Genomic DNA, 13,232 nt, shown 5'->3' on the forward strand with positions numbered 1-13,232 from the left:
ATCAGCCTTTCAGCCCACTGCGGGAGATGCCCTCGATGACGTAACGCTGGGTCAGCGCGAACAGGATCAGCACCGGAACGCTGGCCAGCACGGCGCCCGCCATGATCACCGGGTAGTCGATCGTGTAGGCGCCCTGGAGGATGGACAGCCCTGGCGGGAGCGTGAAGTACTCCGGACTGAAGATCACGAAGATCGGCCAGATGAAGTCGTTCCAGTTGGCCAGGAAGCTCAGCACCGCGAGCGTGGCCAGCGCGGGCTTCGACAGCGGCAACGTGATCCTGGTGAAGATCTGCCAGTGGTTGGCCCCCTCGACCAGCGCGGCCTCGTCAAGCTCGCGGGGCAGGCCGAGGAAGAACTGGCGCAGGAAGAACACCCCGAACGCGCCCGCCGCGCCCGGCACGATCAGCGCGGTCAGGCTGTCGAGCCAGCCCAGCTGGTCGATGATGAGGAACTGCGGGATGAGGAAGACGAAACCCGGCACCAGCAGCGTGCCGACGATGACGGCGAACATCAGCCGCTTGCCCCGGAACTCCAGCCTGACCAGCGCGTACGCGGCCAGCGACGAGACCGCGAGGACGAGCAGCATGTGCAGGGTGGCCGCGATCAGGCTGTTGGCGAACCAGCGCAGCACCGGCGTCTGCGTCGTGCCCTCGAAGAGGGTGCCGTACGCCCTGGTGACCGGCTCGGTGGGGAACAACGTCGGCGGCATCCTGGTGGCCTCCGACTGGCTCTTCAGCGAGGTGCCGAGCGCCCACAACAGCGGCGCCACGAACACCACGGCCAGCGCGGCGAGCAGCGTGTAGCGCTTCACGAGCGCCTCCTGAACAGGCGGAAGTTGACCACGCTGACGAGGATCAGGGCGAGCGTCAGCACGTAGCTCATGGCCGCGGCGCTGCCCATCTTGTACTGGCTGAGACCCTGGTCGAGGATGTAGTAGATCGCCGTCCTGGTCTCACCGCCCGGCGCCCCCTGGGTCAGCAGGTACGACTGGCCGAACATGTTGGCCGAGGCCAGGATCGTCGTGGTGACCACGAACAACGCGACGGGCCGCAGGCCGGGCAGCGTCACGTGGCGAAACTCGGCCCACCTGCCGGCGCCGTCCACCTTGGCCGCGTCGTAGAGGTCGCGCGGGATGTCCTGCATGCCCGCGAGATAGATCACGCCGTTGAAGCCGATCGTCCACCAGACGGTCACGCCGACCAGCGCGATCCACGCCCAGGGCAACGAGGTCGTCCAGCCGATGTCGGTGCCGAGCAGCCAGTCGACCAGGCCCAGGTTCGGGTCGAGCAGCAGCCGCCACATGAGGCTGACCACGGCCACACCCAGCACGTACGGCGCGAAGAACAACCCGCGGAAGAACGTCCGCCCCCGGAACGGCCGGTGGAGCAGCAGCGCCAGCCCGAGCGGCAGCACCACCAGGAACGGCACGCTGAACAGCGTGAAAATCCCGGTGGCCCGCATCGACATCCAGAAGTCGGCGTAGACCGCCGACGCGGGGTCGAGCAGGGCGGTGTAGTTGTCCAGCCCGACGAACGGCCTGGCCTCCAGTAGGTAGTCCCAGTCGTGCAGGCTGATCCAGATCCCGAAGATCGCCGGAGCCAGCACGAACACGACGAAGAGCAGCAGGTAGGGGGCCAGGAAGAGGTAGGGGGTGGCCTGTCCCGACCGGGGAACGACGGTGGCCGTGCGGGACGCGGCGCCCTTCAGGGTGAGCGAGACCATCAGGCGCCGTACTTCTTCCGATTCTGCTCCAGGACCTTGTCCGCCTTGGCCGCCGCCTCGGTGAGGGCGTCCTTGGGGCTCTTCTTCAGCAGGATCGCCGCGCTGACGGCCTGGTCGACCACCGCGGAGGCGTCGCCGATGCCGGCCACGGGCGGCAGGAAGTACAGGTGGTCGATCTGGGAGCCGATCGCCGCCTGCTCCTTCAGCTCCTTGAACTCGGCGCTCTCGCGGATGGTCTTGCGCGCGGGCACCTGCCCGGCCTTGGCCCACTCGATGGAGTGACCGCTGATCCAGTTGATGAAGACCTTGGCGGCGGTCAGCTTGTTCTGGTCGGGCCGGCGCTGCTTGAAGATCACGAACTGGTGTGAGCCGGCCCATGCGGCGGGCTCGGTGCCGATCTGCGGCAGCGGCGCCACGCCCCACTCCAGGTCCTTGTGCTCCCGGAGCGTGTTGATGGACCAGATGCCGTTCCAGTTGAAGGCGGCCTTGCCGTTCTGCAGGGCGATGAAGTCGGCGTCCTGGCCCACGTTCTTCGGGCTGTAGCCCTTGTTGACCAGCTCGACCAGCCACGTGAGCGCCTGCACGCCGGGCTCCTCGGCGAAGCGGGAGACCCCGGCGTCGTCGGCGAACAGCCGGCCGCCGTTCTGGTGGAGCAGGCTGCCGAACTGCATGCTCCCGGTGAAGGGGAACGGCGTGGCCCAGTGGCCCTGCACACCGGCCTTCTTCAGGGTTTCCAGCGCGGCCAGGTATTCCTCGCCGGTCTTCGGCGGGTTGTCCGGGTCGAGCCCCGCCTTGGACAGGACGGTCTTGTTGTAGAACATGCCGAGCGGGTGCACGTCGAGAGGGATGGAGTAGCGCGCGCCCTTGTAGACGCCGGCCTGCCAGACGGGCGGCGAGAAGTCCGCCTCGGTCAGGCTGAGCGAGGCGGCCACGTCGTCGAGCGGCAACACCACCTGCCGGGCGGCGTTGGTGGCCACGCTGTCGACGTGCATGATGCCGAGGTCGGGCCCCCGCCCGGCGGACACCGCCGCGGGCACCTTCGAGTAGTAGTCGGACCACTGATAGACGTTCATCGTGATCTTGATGTTCGGGTGGGCGCTGTTGAACTGCTCGACGAGCCGCTTCATGAAGGGCCCGTCGCCACCGGTGAACCCGTTCCAGAAGGCGAGGGACACCGTGGGGCCCGTGTAGCTGGTGGGCGCCGCCGTGGCCGGTCCGCTCGACTCCTGGGCCGCCTGCTTCGGGCCGCCGCCCCCGCCGCATCCGGCGAGCACCATCGCGCCGAGGCCGAGGCCGAGCGCGCGTCGCCGGGTCAGGCTCTCCAGGGACATGTGAATCACTCCTGCCCATGTGATGTTGCCCCGTTCTACATCGTTGGTTCTAACGTTGTAAACAGGTCCGGCGAAAGTCGTTACAGCGTTGTAAACCGGGCCCGGTAACGTCATGGGCAGCGGGAGGGGGCCGAGGTGCGGGCAAGACTCAAGGACGTCGCGGAGCGCGCCGGGGTGTCCATCAAGACCGTCTCCAACGTGGTCAACGGCCATCCGCACGTGAGCGCGGCCACCAGGGCACGGGTGGAGGCCGCCATCGCCGAGTTGTCCTACCGGCCCAACCTGTCGGCCAGAAACCTGCGGTCGGGCCGCTCAGGCGTGGTCGCCCTGGCGGTGCCCGACCTGGACAACCCCTACTTCGCCGAGTTGGCCACCCACGTCATCTCCGCCGCCGACCAGCGGGGCTGGACTGTGCTCGTCGACCAGACCCAGGGCGACCCGGGCAAGGAGCGCCTCGTCGTCGGCGGCATCCGGTCCCACCTGATCGACGGCCTGCTGTTCAGCCCGCTCGCCCTCACCCACCGCGACCTGACCGGCCGGGAGGACCACACGCCGATGGTGCTGCTGGGCGAGCGCGTCGGCCGGCGAGCGCCGTACGACCACGTCGGCATCGACAACGTGGCCGCCGCCCGCGCGGCCACTCTCCACCTGGCCGAGCGGGGACGGCGCCGGATAGCGGCGCTCGGCGCCCAACGCGCGCCCTCGGCGGCGACCGCGCGCCTGCGGCTGAAGGGCTACAGGCAGGCACTGGCCGCATGCGGTCTGGCGGCGGACCCGTCGCTCATCGCCCACGCCCCCGCGTGGCACCGGACGGGCGGGGCCGAGGCGATGGCGGCGCTGCTGGGGCCGGACGCGCCCGACGCGGTCTTCTGCTTCAACGACGCCCTGGCGCTGGGCGCCCTGCGCACACTGCTCTCGCGCGGGTACCGGGTGCCGGAGGACGTCATGGTGATGGGCTTCGACGATATCGAGGACGGCCGTTTCGCCACACCGTCACTCTCGACCGTCTCCCCCGGCAAGGCGCTGATCGCCGAGTCGGCGGTGTCGCTGCTCGCCGACCGCCTCGCCGGCGCCACGGACGGGCCGAGAGAGGTGCGCGTCCCCCACCGGCTGACGCCCCGCGAAAGCAGCCCGTACGGCGAGTTCCCGTGAGCGGCACACCCTTCATGAGCCTGGCCCATTACGCCATCATGCCGCCCTGACCAGCGCATTCATTTGTCCAACGCCCGCTGGACAATGTTCGGACATTGATGTCTTGGCACGAGCCGGGGCGGCGGGCAAAAGTGTCTGGAGGAAGGCGCCGCAACGGCAACGTGGGGAATTCTCATGCGCATTCGTACGTGGGCGACGCTCGCGGCGGCTTCGATGCTCACCTGTTCGGCGACGGCCGCTCCGGCGTGGCCCGCACCCGGCCGTGCAGACCGTCAAGGAGATCGGCCACTGCGGCTGACAGGCCGCTCCTGATCGCCTGGGCGCTCGCCGCCGAGGCGCCTCGGGGCCCCGGCCGAGTGGATTCGCGGTGGCATCCACCCGGCCGGGGCCCGCACCGGAGAGGGCTCCCGCCAGGGATCCGTCCAACCAGGACACCTTTGATAACCTCGTTCAGTCTGGACGCGTGCGGTTCCGCAGCCGCACGGGCGCTCGACCGAAGCAGAGGTGGGATGGCGGAGTCCTCCGGGCCGCAGGACGAAGGCACGGCGTCCCGGCGAGGGCGCCGGCCGATCCGGCCCGACCCTGGCGCCGGTCCCGTCGCCCTGCTCGCCCACCGCCTCTGGGAGCTCAAGGAGGAGGCGGGCGACCCGTCGTTCGCCGACATGGCCGGCCGCCTCGGCGCGGCGGCCTCGAAGTCGTCGCTGGCGGCCGCCGCCCGGGGCAGTGCGCTGCCGAGCTGGGAGACGACGTGGGAGTTCGTCCGCGTCCTGGCGATCGACCGGCTCGGCCGCGATCCTGAGCAGGTCAGGCGCGAGTGGCGGAGGCTCTGGGAGCAGGCGCAGGCCGGGGAGAGCGCAGGCGCCACGATCGAGGCCCGCATGCCAGATCAGCCCGAACCATCGCCATCCGCCCGCCCTTCCCCCACCGACCCCGCTCCCTCGTCGCAGCCCGGCGGGTCCCCGCAGCCCGGCGGCCCCGCACCGACCGGTGGTTCCTCTCCGTCCGGTGCGCCGCCGGACGGTCCCGCACCGCCTCCCGATGGTTTCGCACCGTCCGATGGCCCGGCACCATCCTCCGGCCCGGGACCCGGCGCTCGCCGCACGCCGGCGGTCAGGAAGGCGACCGTGCTCGCCGGGGCGACCGGCGTGGTCGGTGTCGCCGCCATCCTGCTCGGCTGGGTGCTGCCGCTGCTCGGAGAGAGCGACGAGAACGAACCCACGCCCCAGGCCACCCCGGCGCAGACCGTCTCGCCGCGCGACGACTCCGTCTTCGAGGGGGACGTGACCTTCCCCGACGGGAGCGTGGTGAAGCGGGGCGCCGCCTTCGACAAGGTCTGGCGCATCCGCAACGCGGGCACCGTCCCGTGGCGCGACCGCTACCTGACCCGCATGAACGACACGCCGTGCAAGGCGCCGGAACGGGTCGGGATCGGACCGGTGCTGCCCGGGGAGACGGTCGACATCACCGTACGCGTGCGCGCCGCCGACTCCCCCGGCCGCTGCAAGATCTTCTGGAAGATGACCGATGAGGACGGCACTCCCCTGCTCGCCGGCAAGAGGCCCATCTTCCTCGACGTCACCGTCGGCTGAGACGTAGCGCTTGATGCGCGCTGGGCGTCCGGCGCTGGATGAGCAGCGGCTCGGATGAGCGTGCGGTCGCTGGACACGTAGCGTCACGGTCCTCCAGCAACCGCAGCGTCCGGCCCATGAGTAATCAGGCACATTCCGATCATGCTCATGACGTGGTCGTCAGTTCGTCGGGAACGGCAGGGCGAGGAGATTGTAGGTCATGGCGATCTTGAAGAACGCCACACCGGCCAGTGCGAGCGCCGTGTAGCACAGCCGTCCTGGCCGGGCCCACCAGCCCTTCGCCCAGGCCGCCACCGCGCAGCCGGCGACCAGGACGGAGAACACGAGCCCGGCCGTGGCGACGATCGGCAGCACCGCCAGCGGGGGCGCGTAGAGAGAGGTCAGCTCCATGACCACGTTCGGGTCGGACATGGTCATGGCGATCCCGCCGACGAAAACAGTCACCAGCGCGGCGGTGATCCAGGCCAGCAGCCGGGCGACACGGGCACCGGCCGGATGAGGCCGGGCGCCGGCACGGGAACGCCCGCGCAGGGCCCGGACCAAGGCGGTGATCGGCAGGGCGAGGAAGGCGAGCACGAACACCAGGGCGCTGAGGCCCGACAGGACCATATGCAGCATCGGCTCGTCGGACCAGGCCAGCTTTTCCAGCGCCTCGGACGGGTTCATCGAGCTGGACAGCGTGCCCTCGTCGTCGAAGGCGATCTTCGCCTGGCCATCGCGCTCCTGGAAGAGACCTGGCCCGATGGGTACCCAGTGCTGCGTCGTCCTTTCCGGGTCCAGCGAGAGGCCAGTGGTTGTGAGAGTGCCGCCGGCGTTGGCCTGAACGCTTGGCGTGGCGAACAGCGTGCTGACCTTCATGAGGCTGGTCCGGCTGGTGCGGGTGGAGCGGTAGGTGCCGGCGTAGCGCGCCGTGTCCCCGCCGGGGACGGTCCGTGTGCTGGCCGCTTTCGCGGGCAAATACTGGTCGATGATCCGATTGACGAGGCTCTGGCCGTTCCAGTCCGCAACCCCGTCGACGCCGTCGCCGTTGAAGACGACGTAAACCCCAATGTTCTGCTCCGGAAGCAGCGCCATGACGTTGTGGTGGCCGGGCACCTCGCCATCCTTGAAGATCAACCGGTGGCCGTTGCGCGAGCGCTGCTCAAAGGCGTATCCCATAGCCGGGATGCGTGGGTCCTGGGCATAGTGCTGCTCCCGAAGACGGCGGGCGACGTTCTCACCCACGCGCGGATCGTCGTTGAGCTGGGCGAGCATGAAGCGGCCCATGTCGGCGGGGGTGGAGACGGAGCCGGTTCCCGTAGGGGCCCAAGGGCCGTACTGGCCCTTGACGGTGGCGTAGCCATCCGCGCTCGGGCGGTAGGCGCCGGCGAGGTTGGCGTCGACTGCCGCGGCGTGCGGCACGGCCAGGCTGGTGGCGTTCATGCCGAGCGGCTTGAGTACGTGCTGCTCGACGTACTGCGCGAACGGTTGCCCCGAGGCGGACTCCACGAGGTGGCCGGCCAGCGCCATACCGTAGTTGTCGTAGGCGACGCGCGTGCCCGGCGGGCGTACCCGGCGCGGTTGCCGGTCGGCCAGGCTGTCCGCCAGGGAGCCGACGTCCTCTGGATCGGCCTCGGCGAGCCCGACGATGTCGTCGTCGAAGCCTGCCGTGTAGGTCAGGAGGTGTTCCAGGGTGACCGGCCGCCCTGGATAGGAATCCTTGATCTTGAAGGTGGTCAGGTACCTGTTCACGTCCGCTCGCAGGTCGAGCTTGCCGTCGTCCACGAGTTGCAGCGCGGCCGTGGCGGTGAACAGCTTGGCGAGCGACCCGGTGAAGAAGCCGGTGCGCCGGGGGTCGACCGGTCGGCGCGTGGCCACGTCGGCGACACCGTATCCCTTGGCGAGGACCGTACGCCCGCCGGAGACCACGACGACTGCCGCGCCAGGAATGCGGCTCTTGGCCAGTTGCTCGGGTACGATCCGGTCGACCATCTCGGCCAGTCCGGACAGGTCGGTCTTCGGCGTGACCGGCCTCGCGGATGCCGTGGCAGGGCCTGCTGTGAAGATCACGGTGCCGGCCAGTGCCGTGGCCAAGATGCGGGTGAGGTGCGCTTTCATGAGGACAACCCTGCCGACCTGTGGTGATATCGGACCAGTGTCAGGGACACCGGTGCTCCTGACGAAATGCACGATCCGTACATATCGATATAATTCTCCGCTGTGGTGATCATCCTGGTGGTCCTGGCGGGTGTGGCGTTCGATCCGCTGGCGCCGCTGCCCGGCGTTGCCACGATCGTCATGGTGATCCTGCAGGTCGTGCACAGCCTGCCGCGCCCGCGCCGCCTGGTCGGCCCGTGGACCCTCGTCGCGCAGGCCTTGTTGTTCGTGTGGGCCGGGCAGGGTGCTCCCGGGCTGCTGGCCGCCTCCGTGCTCCTGATCGCGCGCGGCCCTGCGCGCTGGGTGCTGACCGGAGCCGTTGTGGCCGTCACCGGCCTGCTCAACACGGCCGACGCCTACACCTGCGTGAACGCCATGGTGAACGCGCTCACGCAGGGCCTGGTGGTGTTCGGCGTCACCCGGCTGAACGACCTGCGCACCGAACTGGACGCCGCCCGCCACGAACTGGCCGAGGCGTCGGTCGCCGAAGAACGCGAGCGGGCCTCACGCGAGTTTGAAAGCGTCCTGGGCTCCAGCTTGTCGGCCATCACCGCCTTGGCGGCGCAGGGGCGTGCCGGCGAGATCGTCGCCCTGGCCCGCCGGGCCGCCGCGCGTGCCAGGCAGGCTCCCCCAGCCCCGGCCCAGCCGCCCTTCGACGACCTCACACCCCGGCTCGCGCTCCCCATCCTGGTGACCGTGCACCTGGGGTTCCTGATCGTCTCTGCGGTGTTCCTGTGGCGTGCGGCGCTGCCTCCCGCTGTCCTGGCCCCCGGCCTCCTGATCCTGGCCGGGGTCACGGGCCTGCAACTGCGCCACTCATGGCCCCGGCCACCCGGCGTCCGGCCCGCGTACGCGGGATGGACGCTTCCGCTGCAACTTGCCCTCGCCCTGGCGCCGCTGTTCTTCCCTGAGCGTCCCTACCCGCAGCTGATCGGCTTCGCCGCGGGCTCGCTTCTCATCGTGTGGACACGCTGGGCGGCGTTCCCTGCGGTCGGCGCCGTGCTGGCGGCGACCGCCGTCGCGATGGCACTACGCGGCGTCGCTCCGGCGGAGAACCTTTACTGGACGTTCAACGCGCTGGCCATCGCGGTCATGTTCCATGGCCTGGCCCTGCACACCGACATGGTCGCCCAGGTTCGCCAGGCCCGCCTGGCGCTGGCCGGGATCGCCCTGGAGAGGGAGCGCCGTCGCATCGCCCGTGATGTCCACGATCTGCTCGGCTACAGCCTGTCGGCCATTGTGGTGAAGGGGGAGCTGGCCGTCCGGATGCCTGAGCGGAGCGCCGAGCAACTCGCCGACATCACCCGCATCGCCGAGCGTGCCATCGCCGACGTGGCCGCCATCCCCCGCGACAGCGGCCAGACGTTGTCGCTGGCGACCGAGCTGGCCTCCGCCCTTGAGGTGCTGTCCACCGCGGGAGCCAGCGTCCACGCCGATCCCGTCGTCGAGCTCCCATCCGAAATCGACGCGCTGCTGGCCATGGTGCTGCGCGAGGCGGCCACCAACGTCCTGCGCCACAGCCGTGCCCAGCTCTGTCGCATCGAGCTCACCTCGCAGGACGCCACCGCATGCCTGCGGATCACCAACGACGGCGTCGCCGACACCGACGCCGCCCCGCCCGGCCAGGGCCTGCGCAATCTGACCCAGCGGGTGAGCGCCCACGGCGGCACCCTGCACACCTCCCATGTTCCCGGAGGGTATGAGCTCCTCGTCCTACAGCCAACCGGCTTCGGTCGCGATGCGGACGGCGTCGAGACGGTTCCGCGCACCTAGCTTGGTGACGATCGCCCCCAGGTAGTTGCGCACCGTGCCCTTCGACAGGTACAACGTCGAGGCGATCTCCGTGGTCTCCATGCCGTCCGCCGCCATCCGCAGCACCCCGATCTCCCGTTCGCTCAGAGGATTCGGCCTGCTCATGATCGCCTGTGCGGCCAGATCCGGGTCGAGCACGCGCTCTCCCGCAACCACCCTGCGGATCGCCTCCGCCAGCTGCGCGGGGGGCGCTTCCTTGAGCATGAACCCGCTGGCCTTGGACGCCAGCGCCTGACGCAACGTCTCCGGCCGCCCCAGCGACGTGAGGATCACCACCCGGCACTCGGGCAGCCGCTCCGCCAGCACACCGGCCGCAGCGAGCCCATCCAGCTCACCCGGCATGTGCACGTCGAGCACCGCCGCATCCGGCCGGTGCTCCAGGGCCGCCGCCACCGCCGCATCCCCCGAGGCCACCTCGGCGACCACCGTCAGATCACCCTCCAACCCCAGCAGCGCGACGATGGCCCCACGGATGAGCTCCATGTCCTCCGCCAGCAACACCCGAATCACGATCGTCCATCCTTCCCGTGCCCAGCAGGACGCAAGGTTCATCATCTGCCCGGCTGCCGAACCTCGGTGCGACGGGCCCCGATGAGAAGCGCGATCCCTTGCCACTCCGTGAAGGCGGCCGAGCATACGGACGACGAGCGTGTGGGCGCGTGAACAAGGGCTTCCAGTCGCCGGCCGTGGCAGACTCCGCCCCAGGTGGGGGAAGCCTGGCATGCCGCCACCGGCATAGCATCATGTATCGCACCATACGGTGGGCAAAACGCTCCTGCACCCATAACACCAATCCGCAGCGTTCAGTGGTTACGCTCCGGGATGGGTTGCGCATGGAGGCGCGGATCTGCGCGTTCACTGCGCATCAAGAGCCGGCATTGCGCATCGAATCGCGGATCCACCGTGAGACCGCGGTCAGCGGTAGGCGGCGGCTTGGAGGGTGTAGAGGTCGGCGTAGAGGCCGTTGAGTGACATGAGGGTGTCGTGGTCGCCGTGTTCGGTGACCGTGCCGCGGTCGAGGACATAGATGCGGTCGGCGTAGCGGACGCTGGCAAGGCGGTGGGTGATGAGCAGGACGGTGCGGCCGTCGGCGTGGGTGCGGATGCGCTCGAAGAGGGCGTGTTCGGCGCGGGCGTCGAGGGCGGCGGTGGGTTCGTCGCAGATGAGCAGGTCGGCGTCGCGGTGGAAGCCGCGGGCGACGGCGATGCGCTGCCATTGGCCGCCGGACAGTTCGCAGCCGTCTTTGAAGCGGCGGTCGAGCAGGGTGTGGTAGCCGTGGGGGAGGCGGGCGATGACGTCGTCGGCACCGGCGACGGCGGCGGCTTCGTGCAGGGCCTGCTCGCCTTTGCCGGTGCCCATGGTGATGTTGTAGCGGGCGGTCAGGGGCCAGCGGGTGTGGTCTTGGGCGATGACGGCGGTGCGGGTGCGGAGCTGGTCGGGGTCGACCTGGCGCAGGTCGGTGTCGTCCCACAGGATGGTGCCTGTGCCGGGTTCGTACAGGCCGGACAGTATCTTGGCGAGAGTGGTCTTGCCGGAGCCGTTCTCGCCGACGAAAGCGATGATCTCGCCCTGTTTGATCTCGACGGACACCTCCCGCAGGGCGGGCTCCTCCGCGCCCGGGTAGGTGAACGTCACCTTGTCGGCCACGATGCGCTCGAAGCCGTCGGGGACGGCGGCCGGGCGCGGCCGGGTCAGGCGCTCCTCGGCCTGCGCGCAGAACTCCAGGAAGTCGGTGAAGTAGAGGCCCTGCTCGTAGAGGCGGTTGGTGGCGTACATCAGGTTGCCGAGCGAGGTCTGGCCTGACCGGATGGCGAGCACCGCGGTGCCCGCGACCGCCAGCGGTATCGCGGCCACGGCCAGCAGGATGCCGAGGGCGACGTAGACCAGCGCCGTGCCGATGCCGCCCATGGCCTCGCCCGCGAGCCTGGTCAACATCTGCCGCCTGGCCAGCCGGAGCATGACCTCCTGCTCGGCCCTGGCCACGGCGTCGTACATGCGCAGCAGGAAACCGCGCATCGTGAACGAGCGCACCTCGGCCGCCGCCTCCCGCTCGGCCAGCAGCTCGGCGATGATCCACTTGCGGCGGCGGGCCGCGATCAGGCCGTAGAGGGTCGAATAGCGCATGCGCGCGCTGCGGACCGCGGCCCACGCGTCGGGCAGCACCGCCAGCAGCAGGAGTGGCAGCAGCACCGGGTGCAGCACGCCCAGCACGCCCGCCGCGGCGGCGATGCCGACGACGGCCGTGACCACGTCGACGGCCGACGACACCACCGAGTCGGCCACCCCGACGCCGCGGGCCCTGGCGCGTTCCAAGGCGTCGTGGAACTCCGGGTCGTCGTAGGAGATGAGCTCCACCCGGCTGGTCAGGCCGTAGAGCCGCTCCTCGGAGAGCCGGACGATCTGCGGGGTGAGCCGCGACTGAGCCCAGCCGGCGCCCGCCTGCATCGTGGTGCGCAGCACCGCTGCGCCACCGACCAGAGCCAGGCTGGGCAGCGCGGCCATCACGCGGTCGGGAGTCGGGCCCTCGTTGAAGAGCGCCGTCAGCACGCCGGTGGTGGCCAGCAGGCCGAACGCGGTGAAGACGCCGCCGAACAGGCTGAGCAGGACGACCGCCGTCGCGTCGCGCGGGCTCGCCTGCCAGGCCATGCGCAGCGCCTGGCGCACGAGGGAGGGCAGGCGCCTGGCGATGGTCAGGAAGCCGACCTCCGCCATCTTGTCGGTGTGGACGTTCCAGCTGGAGACGGCGATCTCGCCGAGTTCGAGGGGCTCATCCCGCATGCCTTTGAGTGTGACGGCGAGCGCCGACAATTTGCCGGGCCTTCTTCGCTCGTTCGCACGGCGACCCGTCCTCACACACAGCCCTTAGCACCATACCGCCGTAATAGGGGCGATTTGGGACGTCTCCGGGGGCGCCGAGTGCACATACCGTTGCAGCACCCCACCTCCGAGGAGGCCCCCATGCCACGATCCCTCCGTCTCTTGCTCTCCTTAGCCGTCGGCCTCGCGGTCCTGCTGGTCAGCTCGCCCGCGCAAGCCACGTCCATGGTCAGGGTGCTCCGGTACGACGCGAGCCGCGCGGCCGAGTTCGTGAGCGCGGTGGACCAGGCGGCGCAGATCTGGAACTCCAGCGTGGCGAACGTCCGGCTCGTCCGTGGCACGCCCGCCGACTTCGTCATGTACGCCGACAACGGCTGGCCACGGGCGCTGCCCACAGGGCTGGGCCGTGGCAGGATCTGGATGGGCCGGGAGGCGACCAGCCAGGGCTACGACCCGGTGCGCATCGCCGCCCACGAGATGGGCCACATCCTGGGCCTGCCGGACCGGCGTACCGGCCGGTGCTCTGACCTGATGTCGGGGTCGAGCGCACCGGTGAGCTGCACGAACGCGAACCCGAGCAGCGCCGAGCGGGCCGAGGTCGACCGCAACTTCGCCGGCGCGACACCGCAGATCGAGTTCGGCAGGCTCCACGTGGACCGCTGACTCCTCCACG

The 13,232-nt window shown here is 70.0% G+C and carries 10 protein-coding genes; 4 read left to right on the forward strand and 6 right to left on the reverse strand.

What is annotated here, in order from left to right:
* Position 1 precedes the first annotated feature (1 nt).
* From E1294_RS08215 to E1294_RS08225, 3 genes are read right to left on the reverse strand one after another with little or no spacing between them, the layout of a single operon-like run.
* Entirely contained in the window at positions 2-811 is an 810-nt protein-coding gene (locus E1294_RS08215; RefSeq protein ID WP_132506402.1) for a carbohydrate ABC transporter permease, read from the reverse strand.
* The gene (locus E1294_RS08220; protein WP_132506404.1) at positions 808-1,722 is read right to left on the reverse strand and encodes a carbohydrate ABC transporter permease; all 915 of its coding nucleotides are present in this window, start codon (positions 1,720-1,722) and stop codon (positions 808-810) included. The genes E1294_RS08215 and E1294_RS08220 overlap by 4 nt, the downstream gene beginning before the upstream one ends.
* Complete coding sequence (locus tag E1294_RS08225; protein ID WP_132506406.1) at positions 1,722-3,053, reverse strand: ABC transporter substrate-binding protein; 1,332 nt, start codon at positions 3,051-3,053, stop codon at positions 1,722-1,724. The genes E1294_RS08220 and E1294_RS08225 overlap by 1 nt, the downstream gene beginning before the upstream one ends.
* Positions 3,054-3,188: 135 nt before the next feature.
* Between E1294_RS08225 and E1294_RS08230 the strand changes: the two genes are divergently transcribed.
* On the forward strand, positions 3,189-4,205 hold the full coding sequence (locus tag E1294_RS08230) for a LacI family DNA-binding transcriptional regulator (RefSeq protein ID WP_132506408.1): 1,017 nt from the start codon (positions 3,189-3,191) through the stop codon (positions 4,203-4,205).
* A gap of 509 nt (positions 4,206-4,714) precedes the next feature.
* Positions 4,715-5,794, forward strand: a complete 1,080-nt coding sequence (locus E1294_RS08235; RefSeq protein WP_132506410.1) for an NBR1-Ig-like domain-containing protein — start codon at positions 4,715-4,717, stop codon at positions 5,792-5,794.
* A 159-nt stretch (positions 5,795-5,953) separates the two neighbouring features.
* Here E1294_RS08235 and E1294_RS08240 read toward each other — a convergent pair whose 3' ends face one another.
* Entirely contained in the window at positions 5,954-8,095 is a 2,142-nt protein-coding gene (locus E1294_RS08240; RefSeq protein ID WP_246082878.1) for a serine hydrolase, read from the reverse strand.
* Between E1294_RS08240 and E1294_RS08245 the strand changes: the two genes are divergently transcribed.
* Positions 7,994-9,703, forward strand: a complete 1,710-nt coding sequence (locus E1294_RS08245; protein WP_132506412.1) for a sensor histidine kinase — start codon at positions 7,994-7,996, stop codon at positions 9,701-9,703. The genes E1294_RS08240 and E1294_RS08245 overlap by 102 nt on opposite strands.
* Here E1294_RS08245 and E1294_RS08250 read toward each other — a convergent pair.
* Together E1294_RS08250 and E1294_RS08255 are read right to left on the reverse strand one after the other, a co-directional pair.
* The gene (locus E1294_RS08250; RefSeq protein ID WP_132506414.1) at positions 9,644-10,252 is read right to left on the reverse strand and encodes a response regulator transcription factor; all 609 of its coding nucleotides are present in this window, start codon (positions 10,250-10,252) and stop codon (positions 9,644-9,646) included. The genes E1294_RS08245 and E1294_RS08250 overlap by 60 nt on opposite strands.
* Positions 10,253-10,657: 405 nt before the next feature.
* Positions 10,658-12,520, reverse strand: coding sequence for an ABC transporter ATP-binding protein (locus E1294_RS08255; RefSeq protein ID WP_132506416.1), 1,863 nt, complete (start codon positions 12,518-12,520; stop codon positions 10,658-10,660).
* A 180-nt stretch (positions 12,521-12,700) separates the two neighbouring features.
* Between E1294_RS08255 and E1294_RS08260 the strand changes: the two genes are divergently transcribed.
* Positions 12,701-13,222, forward strand: a complete 522-nt coding sequence (locus E1294_RS08260) for a snapalysin family zinc-dependent metalloprotease (protein WP_132506418.1) — start codon at positions 12,701-12,703, stop codon at positions 13,220-13,222.
* Positions 13,223-13,232 lie beyond the last annotated feature (10 nt).

Origin of the sequence: Nonomuraea diastatica (assembly GCF_004349015.1) — a bacterium.
Taxonomy (GTDB): domain Bacteria; phylum Actinomycetota; class Actinomycetes; order Streptosporangiales; family Streptosporangiaceae; genus Nonomuraea; species Nonomuraea diastatica.

Coding starts and splice junctions, on each gene's coding strand:
- E1294_RS08220 (WP_132506404.1), bottom strand. CDS start 1,722: ATGGTCTCGCTCACCCTGAAGGGCGCCGCGTCCCGCACGGCCACCGTC.
- E1294_RS08225 (WP_132506406.1), bottom strand. CDS start 3,053: ATGTCCCTGGAGAGCCTGACCCGGCGACGCGCGCTCGGCCTCGGCCTC.
- E1294_RS08235 (WP_132506410.1), top strand. CDS start 4,715: ATGGCGGAGTCCTCCGGGCCGCAGGACGAAGGCACGGCGTCCCGGCGA.
- E1294_RS08255 (WP_132506416.1), bottom strand. CDS start 12,520: ATGCGGGATGAGCCCCTCGAACTCGGCGAGATCGCCGTCTCCAGCTGG.
- E1294_RS08260 (WP_132506418.1), top strand. CDS start 12,701: ATGCCACGATCCCTCCGTCTCTTGCTCTCCTTAGCCGTCGGCCTCGCG.